This is a genomic window from Micromonospora sp. NPDC047527 (assembly GCF_040643015.1).
In the GTDB taxonomy this organism is placed as follows: Bacteria; Actinomycetota; Actinomycetes; order Mycobacteriales; family Micromonosporaceae; genus Micromonospora.
Genome location: NZ_JBEYTK010000008.1, coordinates 196322 through 216760, shown reverse-complemented (window position 1 = coordinate 216760; position 20439 = coordinate 196322). Strand labels below are relative to the sequence as shown.

Below are 20439 nucleotides of genomic sequence, written 5' to 3'. Positions count from 1 at the left end.
CCGCCTTGACTATTGATGGCCATGCGCGCCCTGTTGCTGCCGCCGCCGGGCGTCACGGCAACCTCAGCCCGGTCGGGGCTGGTCGCCAAAGGGTGATGCCGGTGAGTCATCACGACTCACCGGCATCACGTTCCTCGGTGCGTTGGGCCCCTCGCGCGGCCGTGCGGGCACCGACCCGCCGGAGTGCTCAGACGCCCGGCGCCGCCAGGACGAAGGTCTCCACCTCCTCACCGCCGTACCAGTCGGTGCGCCGGCCCACGTGCGTCATGCCGAGTCGTCGGCACACCGCCATCGACGGCTCGTTGCCCGGCGACACGACCGCGTAGACCCGCTGCGTGCCGGTGGCGAACTCCCGTGCCACGACCGCGCGTGCCGCCTCGGTGGCGTACCCGTGGCCCCACGAATCCGGGTGCAGGTGCCAGCCCACCTCGATGTCGTCGGTACGCACCGCCTCGTCCCGCCCCGGCAGTGGCTTGAGCAGTATCGTGCCCGCCACCAGGCCGGTGTCGCGCGCCTCGATCGCCCAGGTGCCGTACCGGCCGTGGTCGGCGGCGTGCCGGTCCTGCCACGACCGCAGCCGTTCGGCGGCCTGAGCCGGGTCGGTCATCGGCAGCCCGGACGCCACGCCCAGCCAGCGGGCGATCTCGGGACGGGAGTAGATGTCGTAGATGCGGGCCAGGTCGGCCGGGTCGGCGGTCCAGTCGCGCAGGATCAGGCGTTCGGTGGTGACAATCGTCATGGCGGGCGATCTTAATGAGTGACGTACGCCCCGGCAGGGAAAGAGATCGCGATGGGTAGCGGATGGCAGCGGGCGAAGCGGATCACCAGCGCCGCGTTCCGTCCCCTGCGCGGACGGGACCTGTCGCTGCACGCCGCCGCGATCACCTTCTACGGTGCGATCGCCGTGGTGCCCGTGGCGTTGCTCGCCATCTGGCTCACCTCGCTGATCGCCGGAGCCGACCGGGTACGCCGGCTCACCTCGTACGCCGTGGAGGCCCTGCCCACCGCGATCGGCGCACCCCGGGCGGTGGAGGCGCTCGTCAACGCCGGGGTGGAATTGACCCCGCTGCTGGCGCTGGCCTCACTGCTGCCCGCATCGCTGTACGGCGAGGGGCTCCGTCGGGCGTTCGTCTCGGTGGCAGCGCCCCACACCGACGAGAACCTCGTCGGCTGGCGGGGCCGGTTGCTGTTGCTGCCGCTGCTCGCGCCGGCCCCCGCGCTGCTGCTGTCGATCCTGCTGGCGCTGCCGCTCACCACCCGCCTCGTCCGGCAGGGCGGCTGGGCCGGCGCGCTGGGTGTGGTGCTGTCGTTCCTGGCGGTCTGGCTGGTGCTCACGCCGGTGGTGGTGTGGGTGTTCCGGGTGGTCGGGCCGGCCTCGCCGGACTGGCTCTCCACGCTCGGGATCGGATCGTTCACGGCGGCGAACCTGTCCGGCTTCATGCACGGCTTCGTGCTCTTCGCCTCGCTCCCGCTGGACCTGGGCGTGCCGTTCGGCGGCTTCGACGAGATCGGCGCGGGCGTCGCCGTCCTCCTCTGGCTCTACCTGTTCCACGTGATCGTCCTGGCCGGTTACTCCGCCACCCTGGCCCTCTCGCACTGGCGAGCCAAGCGCACGAGCTGATCAGGCCGGGCGGCTCCGACTAGGCTCCCGCAGCATGAGCAGCGAACTTCCCGGACGCGCCGACGTCGTGATCGTCGGTGCCGGGCACAACGGCCTGGTCTCCGCCATCCTGTTGGCCCGCGCCGGCCTGGACGTGCTGGTGCTGGAGGCGTCCGACGTGATCGGCGGCGCGGCCCGCACCGAGAACCCGTTCCCGAAGGTGCCGGGGCTGCGTCACTCCACCGGGTCGTACCTGCTCGGGTTGATGCCCCCGGAACTGCTCGCCACGCTCGACGTGCGGATCCCGGTGCTGCGCCGCGACCCGCACTACTTCCTGCCCACACCGGGCGGCCTCGGCTCGCCGTACCTGCTGTCCGGCAGCGACACCGCCGCGACCCGGGCGCAGCTCGCCGAGTTCTTCTCCCCGGCCGACGTGGCCGCCGACGACGCCATGCAGGCCGAATTGGCCGCGCTGCGCGAGGATCTCGCCCCGGCGTGGCTCGCCGAGCCGCTGACCGCCGAGGAGACCGCCGAGCGGCACATCCGCCCGGCGCTGCGGCAGGTCTTCGTCGACCTGGTCCGGGGCTCGGTCGCGGACTACCTGGCCCGGTTCGAGTTCCGCTCCGAACTGCTGATCAGCATGTACGCCGTCACCGACGGGCTCTCCGGCCTCAACGCCGGCCCGGACGACCCCGGCACGGGCCACAACTTCCTGGTGCACAACATGTGCAGGCTCCCCGGCTCCGGCGGCACCTGGATGATCGCCGAAGGCGGAATGGGCACCGTCTCCGCGACGTTCGCCGGGGCCGCACGCGCCGCCGGGGCAACAATCCTGACGGGTACGCCGGTGAGCGCCGTGACAGTTGACGGCGGCGCGGTGAGCGGGGTCGTGCTGGCCGACGGTCGGGAGGTGGCGGCCAGCGTGGTGCTCGGCGCGTGTGACCCGTACCGGCTGATGGACCTGGTGCCCGACGGCGCGCTGCCGGCGGCACTCGGCGAACGGATGGCGGCGGTCCGCCGCCCCGGCACCACGTTGAAGCTCAACCTGGCGCTGGCCGGGCTGCCCCGGTTCTCCTGCCTGCCGCCCGACGCGCCGAGCCCGTTCGGCTCGACCATCCACCTGCTGCCCGGCTCCGCGTCGCTGGTCGGCGGGGAGGCCGCCTCACCGATGACCGCGCTGCGGGCCATGTGGGCGGACGTGCAGGCCGGCCGGCTGCCGGCGGAGCCCACCATCGAGTGGTACCTGCACACCACCGTCGACCCGTCGCTCTCCGACGCCGCCGGGCACCACTCGTCGGCGCTCTTCGTGCAGTCGGTCCCCTACGAGCTGGCCGGCACCACCTGGGACGCGGAGCTGCCCGGTTACGTGGACCGTCTCATCGAGATCGTCGAGCGGTACGCCCCCGGCACCGGCGACCTGATCGCCGACGCGGTGCCACTGACCCCGCCCGGCATCGAGGCGCACTTCGGCATCACCGGCGGGCACATCCACCACGTCGACAACACCGTCTCGTTCGCCGACCGGATGCCCTACGCCACCGGCATCGACGGCCTGTACGCCGGCAGCGCCGGCTGCCACCCCGCCGGCAGCGTCATCGGCGCCGCCGGCCACAACGCCGCCCGCCGCATCCTGGCCGACCTACCCCGCTAACAGCCCCGCCCCACTCCCCGCGCGATCTTGCACTTTCGGTCGCACTTCTGGGGCATATACCCTTTTCGCCCCGGCAGGAAGTGCAAGATCGCCGGGGGTGGGGTGCGGGGTTAGCTCTGGGTTTTGGCGGCTGGGGCTGGGGTTTCTGCGTCTACTCGGTGTGCTCGCACCTTGTGGCCGACGCTGGTCAGGCAACGGCCGCTGGGCAGGTCGAAGCGCCAGCCGTGCAGCTGGCAGGTGAGCTGGTCACCCTCGACGATGCCGAACCGGGTCAGGTCGGCCTTCAGGTGCGGGCAGCGGCGCTGCACCACCCAGTCGCCCAACGTGATGTCCTCGGCGTCGGTGCTGCGCTCGTGCTCGTCGTACCAGCCTTCCGCGTACTGGAGCCGCTCCTCGGAGAGGCACTTGAAGAACGCGTAGACGAACTCGTTGTACTGGCCGATCCGGGCCGCCGAGAACCGGCAGGAGAGGAAGAGCGAGTTGACCCAGTCCACCTCGTCGATGAACAGCAGGTGCTCGATCAGCGACCGCTCGGTACGGAACCGGTAGCGGACCTTCTCATCCGCGTACGGCCGGACCTCCTTGCCCGGGAAGTCCACCACGATCGACTCGACGCTCTCCCCGTCGTAGCCGACGAGGTCGAAGCGCACCGGACCGCCGACACCCTTGGCCAGGTAGATCGACTCTTCGAGCAGCGGCTCGATCCGGCTCTTCATCTGGCCGAGGACATCCACCTCGGGGTGCCGCCAGGACGCTTTCTCCGCCTCGATGACGGGCCGCTTGCGCTCCCGCATCTCCTCCAGGTGGGCGACCTTGTTCGCGAAGAACTCGTCGACCGGCACCGGGTGGGTGGTGGTCGCGCCCTCGGTGGTGACCTCGGTGACGCTGCCGGGCAGCAGCACGATGCCGTTGGTACCGCCGACCTTGGCGTACTCGGTCAGGAAGACCGACTGGTCGGGGAAGATGTTGCCCTCGTCGTCGTGGATGTCGTTGAACTGCCACAGCGCGTCATCGAGGAAGCACGGCGGGCCGGCGATCGGGAAGACGTGGTCGGCCTTCAGGTCGTCGATGTAGCGCCAGGTCCGGTCGAACTGCCGGTCGCGCTTCTGCTTGCCGAACGCGGTCTTCGCCGCCTGCGGCAGTTCGTAGACCATCGGGTACCAGATCGCACCGGAGAACTGGAGCATGTGCGCGTGCACGTGCCCCAGCTCGGCGAAGACGCTCAGGTCGGTCGGCCGGGCGTCGTTCTGGTTGAGCAGCCGCACCCCGTCGTACTCCACCCAGAGCGACGAGTCGCCGATCGGGCCGTCGGTGGGGCTGGTGAGCGCCTGAATCATGATCTTGAGGCCGCCGGGCAGCTCGACGACCTGCTCGTTCGGCGCCTTGAGAAACTTCGTGAAGCCCAACTCCCGGAACTCGTCCTCCATCTCGGAGGTGGGGAACTCGGGGAGCAGGACCGTGGCGTCCTTTGAGATGAAGTCCCGCAGGTGCTTGGCGTCGAAGTGGTCCCGGTGCAGGTGGGAGACGTAGAGGTAGTCGACCTGGCCCAGAGTCTCCCAGTCGAGCAGCGAGTTGTCCGGGAAGGGGAACCAGGAGGCGAAGTACGCAGGATTGACCCACGGGTCGCACAGGATGCTGCCCGCAGCCGTGTCGATCCGCATGCTGGCGTGCCCAGTTCCGGTCACTCGCACCGCACAGTCCCCCTCAAACAGACAATCAGGTGTACGCCAAACGCTACCGGAGCAAGTCTGACGCCCGCCCAGTGACGCCCGTAGTGCCATCAGTCCCTGATCGACCGGGCCGGGCGACCAGGAAACCCCCACCGCGTCGCCCCGGGCAGGAGGCGTGCCAGACTAACCAAAGATCCGATCGCGAGGGAAGGACCGACAGTGGCAGGAAGCGAGCCGGTAACGTCGCCAGACCAGCACAAGCCCGGGCACCGGAAGTCCGGGCGAATCGGCGCGGTGCTGACCGCGCTGGTGCTGCTGGCGATGATCTGCGGCAACCACGAGGGCAGGGTCGAGGACATCTGGCTGGTCGGCCTGGCCGCGCTGCTGCTGATCATCGTGATCGGCGACGCCGTACTGCGGCGCAACGGCCTGCGCTCCTGACCCGACCGGCCGCCGGACGACCGGCTGACGACGCCGAGGGCCCGCCCCCACCCGGGGGACGGGCCCTCGTCCGTACGCGTCGTCGGCGTCAGCGCCCGAAGAGGATGTCCTGGACGTCCTTGAGCGCGGCGTCGACCTCGGCCTCGAAGTAGCCGCCGGGCACCAGGCCGAACCGGAGCGTGTCGAGGTCCTTCGGGTTGACCGGCATCGGGTTGCGGCCCTGCATCCCACCGAGCAGGCTGTCGAAGAACCGGTCCACCTGGTCCGGGTCGTACCCGCTGCCGAAGCGGCGCACCTGGAAGCTGCGGCGGATCTGGTCGACCCGGTACAGGTCGCTGCCGGGCGGGCCGGCCATCGGCGGGCCACCCATCGGCGGGCCGGCGACGGCGGGCGGACCGGCCATCGGCGGGCCACCCATGCCCTGCTGCGGCATCGGGGGCGGGCCGGCCGGGCCACGACGCATGTCGCGCAACTCCCGCTCGGGCATCCGGATCTCGGCGGTCATGTCGGCGCGACCGTGCCGACCGGCCTCGAAGCCGTCGAAGCGCGGCTCCTCCGGCGGGTAGCCGCCGGGCGTGCGCTGGTCGTCCGGCGGGCCGTAGCCACCCGGCATCCGCTGGTCATCGGGAGGGCCGTAGCCACCCGGCATCCGCTGGTCGTCCGGCGGGCCGTAGCCACCGGGCATCCGCTGGTCATCGGGAGGGCCGTAGCCACCGGGGCCGGCGGGCAGGCCACGCGGCGGGACACCACCATGCCCACCCATCGGACCGCCAGGACCCATCTGGCCGGGGCCACCCGGGCCGCGCGGCGCGTCGTACCCACCGCGGGGGTTGTCGTAACCGCCAGCGAAGGCGCCCGTCGGCTCGTCGTAGCGGCCGTAGCGATCGGCGGGCGGCCCGGACTGCGCCGGCATCGGCCGGGGAGGCAGGGGCTGCATGCCACGGTCGTCGCGCATCGGCGGACCCATCCGGTCCGGCGGGCCCAACCGGTCAGCCATCCGGGGGTCGCCACCGCGCCCGGCGCTGGTGCGCTCCTCCAACTCGGCCAACTGCCGCTCGACCCGGTCCAGGTGCAGGTCGACCTGCCACTCGTCATAGCCGTTGAAACGGACCCGGAAGACGACGTCGTGGACCTCCTGGGAGGCCACCGGCGCGCCGACCTGACGGCCGTCGAGCGTCGCCTCGACCCGGTCGAGGAAGGCATCCACCTCGTCGACCTTGTATCCCCGGCGGAGCGCCTTGCGCCGGAAACGCTGACCCTGACTCGCCACTATGTCTCCTGGTCTCGTTCGCCACGCCCGGTCACGCCGGTGCCTCTCCGGCGCGGTCGGTGTTGGTGTCGGTGTCCTCGGCGGCGGCGAGCTGGCCACACGCGCCGTCGATCTCACGACCTCGGGTGTCCCGCACGGTGGTGGACACCCCGGCATCGCGCAACCGCCGGACGAACTCCCGCTCGACCGGCTTCGAGCTCGCGTCCCAGCGGCTGCCCGGCGTCGGATTGAGCGGAATGAGGTTCACGTGCGCCAACTTGCCGGCCAGCAGCCGCCCGAGCAGATCGGCTCGCCACGGCTGGTCGTTCACGTCCTTGATCATTGCGTACTCGATCGACACGCGGCGGCCCGTCCGCGCGGCGTAGTCCCACGCTGCGTCCAGCACCTCGGCAACCTTCCAGCGCTGGTTTACCGGCACGAGTTCGTCGCGCAGATCATCATCGGGGGCGTGCAACGACAACGCAAGGGTCACAGAGAGGTCTTCGCTGGCCAGTCGGCGGATGGCCGGGACCAGGCCGACCGTGGAAACGGTGATGTGCCGCTGCGACAGGCCCAGACCCTCCGGGGCGGGGCTGACCAGCCGGCGGATCGCCGCGATCACCCGGTTGTAGTTGGCCAGTGGCTCGCCCATGCCCATGAAGACGACGTGCGACAGCCGCGACGGTGAGCCGGCGACCGCACCGGAGGCCGCCACACCGGCCAGGTAGACCGCCTGGTCGACGATCTCGGCCGTGGACAGGTTGCGGGTGAGCCCAGCCTGCCCGGTGGCGCAGAACGGGCAGGCCATGCCGCAACCCGCCTGGCTGGAGATACAGACCGTGACCCGGTCCGGGTAGCCCATCAGCACGCTCTCCACCAGCGCGCCGTCGTGCAGCCGCCAGAGCGCCTTGCGGGTCGCGCCGTCGTCACAGGCCAGCTCGCGCACCGGGTTGAGCAGCGTGGGGAGCAGCTGGCCGGCCAGCCGTTCCCGGCTCGCCGCCGGCAGGTCGGTCATCTCCTGCGGGTCGCGGACCAGCCGCCCGAAGTAGTGGTTGGAGACCTGCCGGGCGCGGAACGCGGGCTCACCCAGCTCGGTGACCAGCGCCTGGCGGCCGGCCAGGTCCAGGTCGGCAAGGTGCTGGGGCGGCATGGAGGCTCGGCGTGCGGCGGAGGCGTCCGAGAGGGCGGGGATCAACGGCAGGCTCGTCATGGCTGGTCCAGTGTGTCACGCCATCGGCCGCGGACACCCGTCCGGAGGTCCCGAAGCCGACCCGGCCGACGGATCGAGAGGGTCGGACCGCCGTGATCCATGCCTCACCCCACCACCGGCACGAAGACCACCAGCAACAGGTACGCGGTGGGCAGCGCGAACAGGATCGAGTCCAGCCGGTCCATCAGGCCACCGTGCCCGGGCAGCAGGTTGCTCATGTCCTTGACGCCGAGGTCCCGCTTGATCATCGACTCGGCGAGGTCACCGAGGACCGCCGCACCGGAGACAGCCACCCCGAACAGGGCACCCCACCAGGGCGCCACGTCGAGCAGCAGCCACAGCAGCAGGGCGCTGCCCAGCGCCGCCGCCGTGACCGAGCCGGCGAACCCCTCCCAGGACTTCTTCGGGCTGATCGACGGCGCCATCGGGTGGCGGCCGAAGGAGACACCGGCCGCGTACCCACCCGTGTCGGACAGGACCACCGCGACCAGCGTCGCCAGGATGCGCAGCGGCCCGTCGTCGGGGGACGCCGCCAGCAGCGCCGCGAACCCACCGAGGAACGGCACGTAGACCGCGATCAGGGTCGCCGCGGTCAGATCCCGTTGGAAGCCGGCCGGACCGTCACCCAACCGCCAGATCATCGTGCCCAGGACGGTGACCAGCAGACCCAGGCTGAGCGCATCGGGGCCGGCGAACCACGCCAGGCCGATGGTCAGCACGCCGCCGGCGACCAACGGCACCAGCGGCGGGTGCGCGCCACTGCGCCGGACCGCCCGGGTCATCTCCCAGATGCCGACAGCGACGGCGGCGGCGACCACCACGAGGAACGCCAGGGGGTAGAAGACCAGCGGCACCACGATCAACGCGCCGAGGCTGAGCCCGACCCCGATGGCCGCCGGCAAATTCCGGCCGGCACGCCCGGTGCCCACCTGCTGGGTGGCCGGTCGGTCGGCGCTGGCCCGCCGTCGGCCCTTCGACCGTCGACCGGCCGGCGGCTCCGGGTCCGGGTCCAGGTCCGGCCCGAGTTCGGCTCCGATCGGCGCGAGCTGGGCGGTCGGATAATCGGCGTCATCGTCGAAGCGGACCGGGCCGTCACGGTCGTCGAAGCGGACCGGGCCGTCACGGTCGTCGAAGCGGACCGGGCCGTCACGGTCGTCGTAGCGAACCGGGCCGTCACGGTCGTCGTAGCGAACCGGACCGTCGGGTTCGTCGTAGCGGACCGGGCCGTCGGCCGTTGGCGGGCGGTCGTCGTACCGGCCGGAGCGGCTCCGGTCGTCGAACCGGTCGGCCTGGTTCCGGTCGCCCTCGTGCCGGTCCCGGTCGTCGAAGCGGCCCCGGTCGTCCGCGCGGGCTGCCCGCCCGCGCTCGTCGTACGGGCCTGCCGGGTGCGGCTCGACGTCGGGGCGGGTGCGGGGCTCGGCGTACAGCTCGGGGCCGGCGGCCGGACCGCGGCTCCACTGGCCCGCCTCAAGCTCCTGCTCGGGCCAGGGCAGGGCCACCCGGCGGTCCGGTCGGTCCCAGCCGCGAGGCTCGCCTGTGTAGGGGTCGGGGTGGGACATCACGCACCGCGACGCGGCACGAGAACCACCACATGACGCAAGACCACAAGCATCCCCTACAAGCGCGATGTTCCTCTGATTGACCGCCCCGACGGTCGGTCGATCCCCGGTGTTCACCGCCCGGTGGCCGGGAATCCTGACGAGCCTACTGCACACGCCGCCGGGGCGAGGCGGACGAGGGCCTCGGCCATTTCACCACGCTCGGCGAGCGGTGCGACACCAGCCCAGGCTCGGCTGTCCGGCGGCCGGCGGCCGATCCACGCCGGCCATCGATCCACCGGCGCCGATCCGACCGGAAGGTCGGGGCCAGGGCCTCTCCCCACATGTCGCTGGACGGCACGAGGCCCGGCCCCGGATCAGGGGTCGGGCCTCGCGTCGACTGCGCAGCGGCGGTGGGTCCTCAGACCTCCAGCAGCTCGGTCTCCTTGTGCTTGACCAGGTCGTCGACGCTGGCGACGTAGCGCTGGGTCAGGTCGTCCAGTTCCTTCTCGGCGCGGCGGCCGTCGTCCTCGCCGGCCTCGCCGTCCTTGACGATCCGGTCCAGCTCCTCCTTGCCACGGCGGCGGACGTTGCGGATCGCCACCTTGGCCTCCTCGCCCTTGTGCCGAGCCACCTTGATCATGTCGCGGCGGCGTTCCTCGGTCATCTGCGGGAGCAGGATGCGCAGCTGGTTGCCCTCGTTGTTCGGGTTCACCCCGAGGTCCGAGTCACGGATCGCCTTCTCCATCGCGTTGATCTGCGAGTTGTCGTACGGCTTGATGATGGCCATCCGCGGCTCGGGGACCGCGATGGACGCCATCTGCGTCAGCGGAGTGGGCGTGCCGTAGTAGTCGATGATGACCTTGGAGAACATGGCGGCGTTGGCGCGACCGGTACGGATGGCGCCGAACTCCTCCTTGGCGTGCTCGACCGCACGCTCCATTTTCTCCTCGGCCTCGAGGAGGGTGTCGTCGATCACCGGTCTCCTCGCCTCCTTCTGTGCTCGTCGTGGGCTGCTGAAAGTCGTCAGACCGCCGTTGCCGGCGCCCCGGGTGGGGCGAGGATCAGGCGGTGATCAGGGTGCCGATCTTGTCGCCACCCACCGCGCGGATGATGGTGTCGTCACCCTGCGCACCGAAGACCAGCATCGGCAGGCCGTTCTCCATGCAGAGGCTGAACGCCGCCGCGTCGGCCACCCGCAGGTTGCGGCGCAGCACCTCGGAGAAGGTGATCGAGTCGAGCTTGCTGGCGGTGGGGTCGATCCGCGGGTCGGCGGTGTAGACGCCGTCCACGCCGTTCTTGCTCATCAGCACCACGTCGGCCCGGATCTCCAGCGCCCGCTGGGCGGCCACGGTGTCGGTGGAGAAGTACGGCATGCCGGCGCCGGCGCCGAAGATGACCACACGGCCCTTCTCCAGGTGCCGGATCGCCCGCAGCGGGATGTACGGCTCGGCGACCTGGGCCATCGTGATGGCACTCTGCACCCGGGTCTCGATGCCCTCCTTCTCCAGGAAGTCCTGGAGGGCGAGGCAGTTCATCACGGTGCCGAGCATGCCCATGTAGTCGGCGCGGGCCCGGTCCATCCCACGCTTCTGCAACTCCGCGCCGCGGAAGAAGTTGCCGCCGCCAACCACCACGGAGACCTGCACACCACGGCGGACCACGGTGGCGATCTGCCGGGCGATCGCCTGGACGACGTCCGGGTCGACGCCGATCGCGCCACCGCCGAACACCTCACCGGAAAGCTTCAGCACCACCCGGCGGGCACGACCGGGCGGCGGCGCCGTCGGATCGTCCATCGCCAGCGTCCGGTCACTCACAACCTGCGTCATCCGCCCCGCCTTCCCCACCGCACGCCCCGTGCGTGCGTTACCGCGAACCTGCCGCTGACGACCCTATGTGACGAGGAGGCCGCGGTGCCTGTCACGTACACCGGCGGCCTCCTCGTCGACGTCTCCTGCCCACGGGCGCCCACGGCGCCCGGTGGCGGCTCAGGCCTGGCCGACCTCGAACCGCACGAAGCTGGTGACCTCGATGCCAGCCTCGGCCAGCATCTGCTTCACCGACTTCTTGTTGTCGGCCACCGACGCCTGATCGATCAGGACGTAGTCCTTGAAGAAGGAGTTCACCCGACCCTCGATGATCTTCGGCAGGGCCGCCTCGGGCTTGTTCTCCTCGCGGGCGGTCTGCTCGGCGATGCGCCGCTCGGACTCGACGACCTCGGCCGGAACCTCGTCCCGGGTGAGGTACTTCGGCCGCATCGCGGCGATCTGCATGGCCACACCACGGGCGTCAGCGTCGCCCGCCTCATCGGTCTTGCCGGTGTACGACACCAGCACACCAACGGCCGGCGGCAGGTCCTGGGCCTTGCGGTGCAGGTAGACGGCGATGGTGCCCTCGACCCGGGCGAACCGGTTGAGCACCAGCTTCTCGCCGATCTTGGCGGACTGCTCCTGGATCAGGTCCGCGACGACCTTGCCGTCGAGCTCGGTGGCGAGCAGCTCCTCGGCGGTGTTCACACCGGCGCGCTCACCGTGCTCGACCAACTGCTGGGCCAGCGCGATGAACGACTCGGTCTTGGCGACGAAGTCGGTCTCGCAGTTGAGCTCGAGCAGCGCCTTGCCGGAGTGGGCGACCAGGCCGTTGGCGGCCGTACGGCCGGCCCGCTTGCCGACGTCCTTGGCGCCCTTGACGCGCAGGATCTCGATGGCCTTGTCGAAGTCGCCCTCGGCCTCGGTCAGCGCCTTCTTGCTGTCCATCATGCCGGCGCCGGTGAGGTCGCGGAGCTTCTTGACGTCCGCGGCGGTGATTTGGGACATGGCTCTCTCTTCGATGTTGAGGCGGCGTGTGGATGGTCAGAGGTGCCGGTTACCCGGATCCGGGCGGTTCGTGCCCGGCGTACCGCCGCTGCCCCGCCGTTTCGGAAAACGGACGGCGGGGCAGCGACGGTGCGGTCACTCCGCGGTCGCGGCCGCCGGCTGCTCGGTGGCGGCCTGCGCCGGCTGCTCGGCCGGGGCGGCGGGCTGCTCGGCGGCGGCAGCGGCGGGCTGCTCGGCCGGGGCGGCCGACTCGTCGGCCTTCTTCGGCTCGAGAAGCTCGCGCTCCCACTCGGTCAGCGGCTCGTCGGTCGCGACACCCTCGGGCTTCTCGTCGGCGCCCCGGCGACGGCCGGAACGGGCGATCAGACCGTCCGCGACGGCGGCGGCGACGACCTTGGTCAGCAGCTCGGCCGAGCGGATCGCGTCGTCGTTACCCGGGATCGGGAAGTCGACCTCGTCCGGGTCACAGTTGGTGTCCAGCACCGCGATCACCGGGATGCCCAGCTTGCGGGCCTCGTCGACGGCGATGTGCTCCTTCTTGGTGTCGACGATCCAGACCGCGGCCGGCAGCTTCTGCATGTCCCGCAGACCACCGAGGGTGCGGGTCAGCTTGATCTTCTCGCGGGAGAGCTGCAGGGTCTCCTTCTTGGTGTAACCGGCGGCGGTGCCGCTGAGGTCACCCAGAGCCTCCAGCTCCTTCATCCGCTGGAGCCGCTTGTACACCGTCTGGAAGTTGGTCAGCATGCCACCGAGCCAGCGGTGGTTGACGTACGGCTGACCGACCCGGGTCGCCTGCTCGGCGATGGCCTCCTGGGCCTGCTTCTTGGTGCCGACGAAGAGGATGCTGCCACCCTCGGCGACGGTTCCACGCACGAACTCGTACGCCTTCTCGATGTACTCGAGGGTCTGGCGCAGGTCGATGATGTAGATGCCGTTGCGCTCGGTCATGATGAAGCGCTTCATCTTCGGGTTCCAGCGCCGGGTCTGGTGCCCGAAGTGGACACCGCTCTCCAGCAGCTGGCGCATGGTCACGACGGCCATGGTTGGGGTACTCCTCAAGGTCCCTGGTTGTCACGCCCGGCCGGTGGCCGGGCGTCCTGGCGCCTGGTCGCCGGCCCATGGTGGACCCGATCAAGATCGGGACCAGGGAGGCCGTCGCCCCACGACGATTCGTGGAGAGGGCGCGCGAGGTCGACCGCACGAGGCGGTCGCCAGTTGGCCAGTGTACGCCCCTCACCCGCTCTGCGGCCCTCGGGTGCTGCACCGCCACTCCCCGCCTGATTGCGCCAGTCACGGGGAAGATCGCGCTAGTTCATGGAAATAGTGGCCTCCGGGTCACCGGAGGCCACTATTTCCTGGTTGTCGCGTGCATCATCGGCCGCGACGGGCGGGCTGCGGGTCAGCCGGCGGCGAGCGCCGCGGCGAGGAAGAGGCCCAGGCCGACCGTCAGATAGGCAGTCGGGGGGCGCAGCCAGCCCCGTCCGCCGTCGGAAAGCGCCAAACCTCCGGTACGCAGCCCGTACAGCCCGATCGCGAAGATCGGCAGCCCGGCGACCAGGGCAATGCCCACCACCACGTTCCCGGAGTCCACCGGATCACCTGTCACGCCCGCCAGCAGCACCCGCAGCGCGGGGACTTCGAAGATCAACACCAGCAGAGCGAAGAGTACGGCCAACACCGGCCGGCGGGTCCGATAGACGCCGTCGGCGGCCGGCGGATACACCGACGGCTCGCCCGCCGGCAGCCCACCCCGAGGGCTGATCGGAGTCATCGGGCCGGTCGGCATCTCCAGCGGGTGCGGCGAGTCGCCGCCCCGGGTCGGCTCGACGATCGGGTACCCGCCAAGGGGGGCCGGACGAGCCTGGTCGGCGAGCACACCCACCGCCGGGTCACCCGCCGGCGGCACCTCGCGTGCGGCCTCGTCGCGACCGGCGGTAAGCGGCGCGCCAGTCGCGGTCGACTCCCGAGCAGCCCGGCGTCCGGGCAGCTCGCCGGAGACCTCCGAGGGGTCCCGGTCCGCCCGCCGTGATCGGGTGGCCCGGTAACCATCCGCGTCCGGCCGGGCGTCACCGAGCGGGTCGACCGCTGCGAAGCGCCCGGACTCCCCCTCGGGTGTGCCGAACCGCCCAGCCTGCGCATCCACGGCTCCAAAGCGTCCGGAGTCGGCCTCGGGCGTACCGAACCGCCCGGCCTGGGCCTCGAAGCGACCGGAGTCAGGTTCCGCCGGGGCGAAGCGAGCGGCATCTACGGCCCCGAAGCGACCCGAGTCGGCCTCGGCCGCGCCGAACCGCCCGGCCTGCGCCTCGACAGCCCCGAAGCGACCGGAGTCAGCCTCCGCGGTGCCGAAGCGAGCGCCGTCCACCGCGCCCAAGCGCCCGGAGCTCGGCTCGCCGAGCCGGTCGGGCACCGCCGCGAACCGGCCGGACTCGCTCTCGCCGGAGCGATCCGTCTCGCTGCCCCGCTGCTCGGGAACCTCGTTGTCGCGGTATCGCGGTTCGCCCGCGCCACGCCACTCCGACTCGCCGTAGCCGCGCCCCCGCTCGTCGGAATACCAGCGCGGCTCCTGGTCTTCGGGGAAACTCCGTCGTCCGTCCACGTCCGGCACCGTATGCGACAGGCTGCGCCGACGCCATTTCAGGCCCACCCGTTGAGTGGTCGCCCACCAGCCCGGACACGTCCTCGACGATGCTCCCGTAGCACGCGACGGCATGATCGTCCGGTTGTCCACAGGACACCCGTCGTCCACAGGCGACAGTCTTCGGGGTCGCGGCGTTCGTGTCTCGGCGGGCACCGTGCCGGCCATGACGAAGCGGAACCAGGCAGTCGGCGCGTACGGCGAGCGTTGCGCCGCCCAGCACCTGACCGAGGCGGGGCTGCGCCCCATCGCCCGGAACTGGCGCTGCCCGGAGGGGGAGATCGACATCATCGCCTGGGACGGGCCGGTGCTCGCCTTCTGCGAGGTGAAGACCCGTCGGGGCGACGCCTTCGGCACCCCGGCGGAGGCCGTCGTACCGGCCAAGGCCCGCCGGCTGCGCGGGCTCGCCGCGCGCTGGCTGGCCGAGACCGGGACGACCGCAGACGAGGTGCGGTTCGACGTGCTCTCGGTGCGGTTGCCCGACGCCGGCCCGGCCCGGGTCGACCACCTGAAGGGTGCGTTCTGAGATGCGCGCCGCGCGGGACCAGGCCGGCGGTGACGTGCCGTGAGCTACGCGAAGGTGCTCTGCGTGGGGCTGGTCGGGGTCACCGGCCACCTCGTCGAGGTCGAGGTCGACCTGGCCGCCGGCCTGCCGGCTGTGGTGATCTCCGGGCTGCCGGACACCGCCCTGCACGAAGCCCGCGACCGGGTTCGCGCCGCTGTGGTCAACTCCGGCCAGCGCTGGCCGAACCGGCGGATCACGCTGAACCTACTGCCGGCCACGCTGCCGAAGTTCGGCTCGGCGTTCGACCTGGCCATCGCCGCCGCTCTGCTGGGCGGCTCGGGTGAGCTGCCACTGCTGCCCCTCGAGGGGGTGGTGGTCCTCGGGGAGTTGGGGCTGGACGGGACGGTCCGGCCGGTGCGCGGGGTCCTGCCGATGGTCGCCGCCGCAGCCCAGGCCGGTGTCGGGCGGGTGATCGTGCCGGCCGGCAACGCCGCCGAGGCTTCGGTCATCCCCGGCGTACGGGTGCGGGCGGTGGACACCCTGCACCGGCTGGTCGCCTTCGTTCGCGACGGCAGTCCGCTGATCGAACCGCCAGCGGCCACCCCGGCACCGGCGGTCGACGGGCCGGACCTCGCCGACGTCGCCGGGCAGCAGATGGGCCGGCGCGCGTTGGAGGTCGCCGCCGCGGGCGGGCACCACGTGGCACTGCTCGGCCCTCCGGGCGCCGGCAAGACCATGCTCGCCGAACGGCTGCCGTCGATCCTGCCCGAGTTGGACGACGACGCGGCGCTGGAGGTCACGGCGCTGCACTCGGTCGCCGGGCTGCTGCCACCGGGCGGCCGGCTGCTGCGCCGCCCGCCGTTCCAGGCACCGCACCACACCGCGACCATCCCGGCGCTGGTCGGTGGCGGCTCGGGGCTGGCCCGACCCGGCGCGGTGTCACTGGCACACCGGGGCGTGCTCTTTCTGGATGAGGCTCCCGAGTTCAGCAAGGGCGCGCTGGAGGCGTTGCGTCAGCCCTTGGAGCAGGGCCGCATCCAACTGAGCCGCAGCGGGGGCGGCACGGTCTACCCGGCCCGGACGCAGTTGGTGCTGGCCGCCAACCCGTGCCCGTGTGCCCAGCCGGCCGGCGACGCGCACTGCGAGTGCAGCCCGCTGGTCCGCCGCCGCTACCTGGGCCGGCTGTCCGGGCCGCTGCTCGACCGCATCGACGTGCAGGTCCGGCTCATGCCGCTGCGGGCCGCGCAGCTGATGGCGTCCGAGAGTGACGCCGAGTCCTCGGCGACGGTCGCCGCCCGGGTGGCGGCGGCCCGGCAGGCGGCGGCCAAACGCTGGGCAGATATCGGGCGGCGCCTCAACGCCGAGGTGGACGGTCCGCATCTGCGCCGACCGCCGTGGCGGCTACCCGCCCGGGTCACCGCCGAACTGCGTGGCCGACTCGACTCCGGCTCGCTGTCGGCGCGCGGCTTCGATCGGGTGATCCGGATGGCCTGGACCATCGCCGATCTGGATGGCAGGGACCGGCCGGACCGCGATGACGTGCGGGAGGCGATCCAACTACGGACGGGGGAGGCGGCGTGAGCGCCGACGATGAGGGCAGGCTGGCCCGGGTCGCACTGACCTGGTTGGCCGAACCGGGCACCCGCGTGGTGTACCAGCTGGTCGAACGGCTCGGCCCGGTGGCGACCCTGGATCTGCTGCTCGACGGCGGCAGCCCCGACGGCTGGTTGCACAGCACGGTGGCGGCCCGGTCGGCGGCAGGCGACGCGCGGGCGGTGGCGGCCGAGGCCCTGGACCGGGCGGACCGCCTCGGCGCCCGGCTGGTCACCCCGGACGACGAGGAGTGGCCGGCCAGGGTGGCCGACCTGGCCAACCTGCGCCTGCCGGAGGCCAGCCGCCGGGTGGATGCCGAGACCGCCCCACCACTCTCCTTCTGGGTACGCGGAAGCTGGCCGTTGGGCGAGGCCCTGGACCGCTCGGTGGCCGTGGTCGGAGCACGCGCCGCCACCGGTTACGGCCAGCACGTCGCCACCGAACTGGGGTACGGGCTGGCGGAGCGGGACTGGACGGTCGTCTCCGGCGGCGCGTTCGGCATCGACGCGGCCGCCCACCGGGGCGCTCTCAACGCCGGCGGGCTGACCGTCGCGGTGCTGGCCTGCGGATTGGATCGGCCGTACCCGGTCGGCAACACCGCGCTCTTCGACCGGATCGCCGACACCGGGCTGCTGGTCAGCGAGTGGCCGCCCGGCGCCGAGCCGCTACGGCCCCGGTTCCTGATCCGCAATCGGGTCATCGCCGGGGGCACCGTCGGCACCGTGGTGGTGGAGGCGTCGGCGCGCAGCGGCGCGACGCAGACCGCCCGACGGGCCATCTACACCGGCCGGGTCGCGATGGTGGTCCCCGGGCCGGTGACCTCGGCGATGTCCGTCGGCGCGCACGAGTTGCTCCGCGAGCAGTCGAAGGCACGGCTGGTCACCGGTGTGGCACACGTACTCGAGGAGGTGGGCCGGATCGGCGCGGATCTCGCCCCGCTCGCCCGAGGCCCGCAGCGACCCGCCGACACCCTCGACGACGACGCCCGAGCGCTACTGGAGGCGCTGCCCCGCCGGGGCGTACGGGATGTGGACGCGCTCGCCGCACGCGCCGGTGTCGACCTGCGGACCGCGCTGCGCAAACTGTCCCTGTTGGAGGAGTTGTCCATGGTGGTCCGTCGCGACGGCGGCTATGCCCTCGTACCGTCCGCCCAGCCCGGGCGTCAAGCTGCGGCGAACACGGCAGAAGCATCCGGAGCAGAGTGAGCGGACGCCGTTGCGACACCGGCGGCAGGAGACCCTCGCCCGTAGGCTGATGGCGTGCCAGCTGCCAACCCCGGTGCACGAGACGACCAACCGGCCCGCTCTGCGACGCCGTTGGCGTGGCGGCGATGAGCCGGTCCGCCCGGGGCACCCGGGTAACCCACCAGGAGCTGCCGCCGGCGCTGCGCGACGCGGTCGACGACTTCGCCGACCACCTGTCCCGGGTCCGCAACCGATCGACGCACACCGTCCGCGCGTACGTCACCGACCTGGTCTCACTGCTCGACCACGCCGTACGGATGGGGTGCGTCGACCTGGCCGAGCTGGACCTGTCGGTGTTGCGCAGCTGGTTGGCCCGCCAGCGCACCACCGGCGCCGCCCGCACCTCGCTGGCCCGTCGGGCGGCGTCGGCGCGGGCGTTCAGCTCCTGGGCGCACCGGGCCGGGTTGCTGAACTCCGACGTCGGCGCCGGGTTGGCCAGCCCTCGCGCGCACCGGGAGCTACCCGCCGTCCTGCGCGCCGACCAGGCCGCGGCCCTGGTCGAGGCACCGGCCCGACGGATGCCACCCGACCCCGCCGCGACAACGGCGGCCGAGGCGGTGCCGCTGCGCGACCGGGTGCTGCTGGAACTGCTCTACGCCACCGGCGTGCGGATCAGCGAGGCCTGCGGCCTGGATGTCGGGGATGTCGACCACGGACGTCGGGTGATCCGGGTGTTCGGCAAGGGCGGGCGGGAGCGCTCGGTGCCGTACGGGGTTCCCGCGCAGCGGGCCCTGGACGACTGGCTGCGCCGGGGTCGCCCGGCACTGGTCGGCGACCACTCGGGCGACGCGCTGCTGCTCGGCGCCCGGGGTGGGCGGCTCAACCCCACCACCGCGCGGCAGATCGTCGGCGCGTACGCCGAAGCCGCCGGCCTCCCCCGGACCAGCCCGCACGGGCTGCGTCACTCCGCCGCCACCCACCTGTTGGAGGGCGGGGCGGACCTCCGGGCCGTGCAGGAGTTGCTCGGTCACTCGTCGCTGGCCAGCACCCAGATCTACACGCACGTCTCGGTGGAGCGGCTGCGGGCCGCGTACCGGCAGGCACATCCCCGCGCCTGATCAAGGAGCGGAGGGCGAGGGACCTCGGCGGTTACGATCATCGGGTGAGCGTCCCGCAGCCTCCCGAGCCGATCCCGGGCGCCCGCCTGCTCTTCTCCCTCGACGCGGCGGTCAGTCACCTCAACCACGGCTCGTTCGGCGCGGTGCCGATCGGCGTACAGCGGGTCCAGCAGCGGCTGCGCGACGAGATGGAGTCCAACCCGCTGCGCTTCTTCACGCAGGGTCTCGTCGACCGGATCGCGCACACCCGCCGGCACCTCGCCGGGTTCCTGGGTGCCGACCCGGACGGCAGCGCCCTGGTCGGCAACACCACCACCGGAGTCGCCGTGGTGCTCCAGTCGCTCGGCCTGCAAGCCGGCGACGAGGTGCTGAGCACCGATCACGGGTACGGCGCGGTGAGCCTGGCCATCCAGCGGGAGTGCCGGCGGACCGGAGCGGTCAGCCGGGTCCTGCCGATCCCGCTGGCCGCCACCGACGAGCAAATCGTGCAGACCATCCGCGCCGGTCTGCGGCCGGGGCGGACCCGGCTGCTCGTCGTCGACCAGCTCACCTCGGCCACCGCCAAGCTCTTCCCGACCGCCGCCATCGTCGGGGTGGCCCGGGAACACGGCGTGCCGGTCCTGGTGGACGCCGCGCACGCGCCGGGCATGCTGTCGACCCCGGTGGCGAGCGTCGGCGCCGACTTCTGGGCGGGCAACCTGCACAAGTGGGGGTACGCCCCGAGGGGCACCGCCGTGCTGGCGGTGGCGCCGCAGTGGCGGGACCGGATCGAACCGCTGGTGGTCTCCTGGGAGCAGGAGGCCGGCTTCCCGGCCCGCGTGGAGTGGCAGGCCACCCTCGACTACACGGCCTGGCTGGCCGCCCCGGCGGGGTTGTTCACACTGCGAAGCCTCGGCGTCGACCGGGTCCGTGAGCACAATGCCGCGCTCGCCGCGTACGGGCAGCGGGTGGTGGGGGACGCGCTCGGGGTGCCCCCCGCCCAACTGCCCGACCCGGGCGGGCCGGGGGTGGCCCTGCGTCTCATTCCGCTGCCGGCCGGCACGGCCACCACCATCGACGCGGCGCGGGCGCTACAGACGCGGATCGGCGAACGCCTCGCCACCGAGGTGGCGGTGATGAACTGGAGCGGACGGGGTTGGCTGCGGCTGACCGGTCAGGTCTACAACACCGCCGACGAGTACGAGCGGTTGGCCGTGCGGCTGCCGGCCCTGCTCGCCCAGCGCTGA

Annotated in this window: 18 protein-coding genes; 8 read left to right on the top strand and 10 right to left on the bottom strand. The window is 72.1% G+C overall.

Annotation, left to right across the window (positions count from 1 at the left end; translation table 11 throughout):
* Positions 1-187 precede the first annotated feature (187 nt).
* Positions 188-739 carry a GNAT family N-acetyltransferase gene (locus tag ABZ808_RS26715; protein ID WP_357011581.1) on the bottom strand — a complete coding sequence of 184 codons (552 nt, stop codon included), beginning with the start codon at positions 737-739 and terminating at the stop codon, positions 188-190.
* A gap of 51 nt (positions 740-790) precedes the next feature.
* Between ABZ808_RS26715 and ABZ808_RS26710 the strand changes: the two genes are divergently transcribed.
* Positions 791-1621 (top strand): YhjD/YihY/BrkB family envelope integrity protein, encoded by an 831-nt coding sequence (locus ABZ808_RS26710; RefSeq protein ID WP_357011579.1) that lies wholly within the window; start codon positions 791-793, stop codon positions 1619-1621.
* Positions 1622-1655: 34 nt separating this feature from the next.
* The gene (locus ABZ808_RS26705) at positions 1656-3251 is read left to right on the top strand and encodes an NAD(P)/FAD-dependent oxidoreductase (protein ID WP_357011577.1); all 1596 of its coding nucleotides are present in this window, start codon (positions 1656-1658) and stop codon (positions 3249-3251) included.
* A gap of 110 nt (positions 3252-3361) precedes the next feature.
* On the opposite strand, the gene ABZ808_RS26700 is transcribed toward ABZ808_RS26705, so the two are convergent.
* Positions 3362-4942 carry a Rieske 2Fe-2S domain-containing protein gene (locus tag ABZ808_RS26700; protein WP_357011575.1) on the bottom strand — a complete coding sequence of 527 codons (1581 nt, stop codon included), beginning with the start codon at positions 4940-4942 and terminating at the stop codon, positions 3362-3364.
* Positions 4943-5140: 198 nt separating this feature from the next.
* On the opposite strand from ABZ808_RS26700, the gene ABZ808_RS26695 reads away from it, so the two are divergent.
* On the top strand, positions 5141-5362 hold the full coding sequence (locus ABZ808_RS26695; protein WP_357011573.1) for a DUF2631 domain-containing protein: 222 nt from the start codon (positions 5141-5143) through the stop codon (positions 5360-5362).
* 88 nt (positions 5363-5450) lie between these two features.
* On the opposite strand, the gene ABZ808_RS26690 is transcribed toward ABZ808_RS26695, so the two are convergent.
* The 8 genes from ABZ808_RS26690 to ABZ808_RS26655 form a co-directional block, all read right to left on the bottom strand.
* Complete coding sequence (locus tag ABZ808_RS26690; RefSeq protein ID WP_357011571.1) at positions 5451-6632, bottom strand: DivIVA domain-containing protein; 1182 nt, start codon at positions 6630-6632, stop codon at positions 5451-5453.
* A 31-nt stretch (positions 6633-6663) separates the two neighbouring features.
* Complete coding sequence (gene rlmN, locus ABZ808_RS26685) at positions 6664-7821, bottom strand: 23S rRNA (adenine(2503)-C(2))-methyltransferase RlmN (RefSeq protein ID WP_357011569.1); 1158 nt, start codon at positions 7819-7821, stop codon at positions 6664-6666.
* A 104-nt stretch (positions 7822-7925) separates the two neighbouring features.
* Positions 7926-9380: a phosphatidate cytidylyltransferase gene (locus tag ABZ808_RS26680; protein WP_357011567.1), complete on the bottom strand. Its 1455-nt coding sequence runs from the start codon at positions 9378-9380 to the stop codon at positions 7926-7928.
* Positions 9381-9780: 400 nt separating this feature from the next.
* Positions 9781-10338 carry a ribosome recycling factor gene (frr, locus tag ABZ808_RS26675; protein WP_203149044.1) on the bottom strand — a complete coding sequence of 186 codons (558 nt, stop codon included), beginning with the start codon at positions 10336-10338 and terminating at the stop codon, positions 9781-9783.
* Between the two features lie 85 nt (positions 10339-10423).
* On the bottom strand, positions 10424-11191 hold the full coding sequence (gene pyrH, locus ABZ808_RS26670) for a UMP kinase (RefSeq protein ID WP_110562390.1): 768 nt from the start codon (positions 11189-11191) through the stop codon (positions 10424-10426).
* 159 nt (positions 11192-11350) lie between these two features.
* The gene (gene tsf / locus ABZ808_RS26665) at positions 11351-12178 is read right to left on the bottom strand and encodes a translation elongation factor Ts (RefSeq protein ID WP_357011565.1); all 828 of its coding nucleotides are present in this window, start codon (positions 12176-12178) and stop codon (positions 11351-11353) included.
* Positions 12179-12313: 135 nt separating this feature from the next.
* The gene (gene rpsB / locus ABZ808_RS26660; RefSeq protein ID WP_357011563.1) at positions 12314-13219 is read right to left on the bottom strand and encodes a 30S ribosomal protein S2; all 906 of its coding nucleotides are present in this window, start codon (positions 13217-13219) and stop codon (positions 12314-12316) included.
* A 358-nt stretch (positions 13220-13577) separates the two neighbouring features.
* On the bottom strand, positions 13578-14774 hold the full coding sequence (locus ABZ808_RS26655) for a hypothetical protein (RefSeq protein ID WP_357011561.1): 1197 nt from the start codon (positions 14772-14774) through the stop codon (positions 13578-13580).
* Positions 14775-14979: 205 nt separating this feature from the next.
* Here ABZ808_RS26655 and ABZ808_RS26650 point away from each other — a divergent pair, with 205 nt between their 5' ends.
* From ABZ808_RS26650 to ABZ808_RS26630, 5 genes are all read left to right on the top strand, one after another.
* A complete protein-coding gene (locus tag ABZ808_RS26650; protein WP_357011559.1) occupies positions 14980-15339 on the top strand; it encodes a YraN family protein in 360 nt (119 codons plus the stop codon).
* A gap of 39 nt (positions 15340-15378) precedes the next feature.
* Entirely contained in the window at positions 15379-16899 is a 1521-nt protein-coding gene (locus ABZ808_RS26645) for a YifB family Mg chelatase-like AAA ATPase (RefSeq protein ID WP_357011557.1), read from the top strand.
* Positions 16896-18116, top strand: a complete 1221-nt coding sequence (gene dprA, locus ABZ808_RS26640) for a DNA-processing protein DprA (RefSeq protein WP_357011555.1) — start codon at positions 16896-16898, stop codon at positions 18114-18116. The genes ABZ808_RS26645 and dprA overlap by 4 nt, the downstream gene beginning before the upstream one ends.
* 125 nt (positions 18117-18241) lie before the next feature.
* Positions 18242-19213 carry a tyrosine recombinase XerC gene (locus tag ABZ808_RS26635; protein WP_357011553.1) on the top strand — a complete coding sequence of 324 codons (972 nt, stop codon included), beginning with the start codon at positions 18242-18244 and terminating at the stop codon, positions 19211-19213.
* A 44-nt stretch (positions 19214-19257) separates the two neighbouring features.
* The gene (locus ABZ808_RS26630; protein WP_357011551.1) at positions 19258-20439 is read left to right on the top strand and encodes an aminotransferase class V-fold PLP-dependent enzyme; all 1182 of its coding nucleotides are present in this window, start codon (positions 19258-19260) and stop codon (positions 20437-20439) included.

Bases quoted from the DNA above. Each gene is read 5' to 3' on its own strand.
- ABZ808_RS26715 (WP_357011581.1), bottom strand. From the start codon at position 739: ATGACGATTGTCACCACCGAACGCCTGATCCTGCGCGACTGGACCGCC.
- ABZ808_RS26710 (WP_357011579.1), top strand. From the start codon at position 791: ATGGGTAGCGGATGGCAGCGGGCGAAGCGGATCACCAGCGCCGCGTTC.
- ABZ808_RS26705 (WP_357011577.1), top strand. From the start codon at position 1,656: ATGAGCAGCGAACTTCCCGGACGCGCCGACGTCGTGATCGTCGGTGCC.
- rlmN (WP_357011569.1), bottom strand. From the start codon at position 7,821: ATGACGAGCCTGCCGTTGATCCCCGCCCTCTCGGACGCCTCCGCCGCA.
- ABZ808_RS26680 (WP_357011567.1), bottom strand. From the start codon at position 9,380: ATGTCCCACCCCGACCCCTACACAGGCGAGCCTCGCGGCTGGGACCGA.
- pyrH (WP_110562390.1), bottom strand. From the start codon at position 11,191: ATGACGCAGGTTGTGAGTGACCGGACGCTGGCGATGGACGATCCGACG.
- tsf (WP_357011565.1), bottom strand. From the start codon at position 12,178: ATGTCCCAAATCACCGCCGCGGACGTCAAGAAGCTCCGCGACCTCACC.
- rpsB (WP_357011563.1), bottom strand. From the start codon at position 13,219: ATGGCCGTCGTGACCATGCGCCAGCTGCTGGAGAGCGGTGTCCACTTC.
- ABZ808_RS26650 (WP_357011559.1), top strand. From the start codon at position 14,980: ATGACGAAGCGGAACCAGGCAGTCGGCGCGTACGGCGAGCGTTGCGCC.
- ABZ808_RS26635 (WP_357011553.1), top strand. From the start codon at position 18,242: ATGAGCCGGTCCGCCCGGGGCACCCGGGTAACCCACCAGGAGCTGCCG.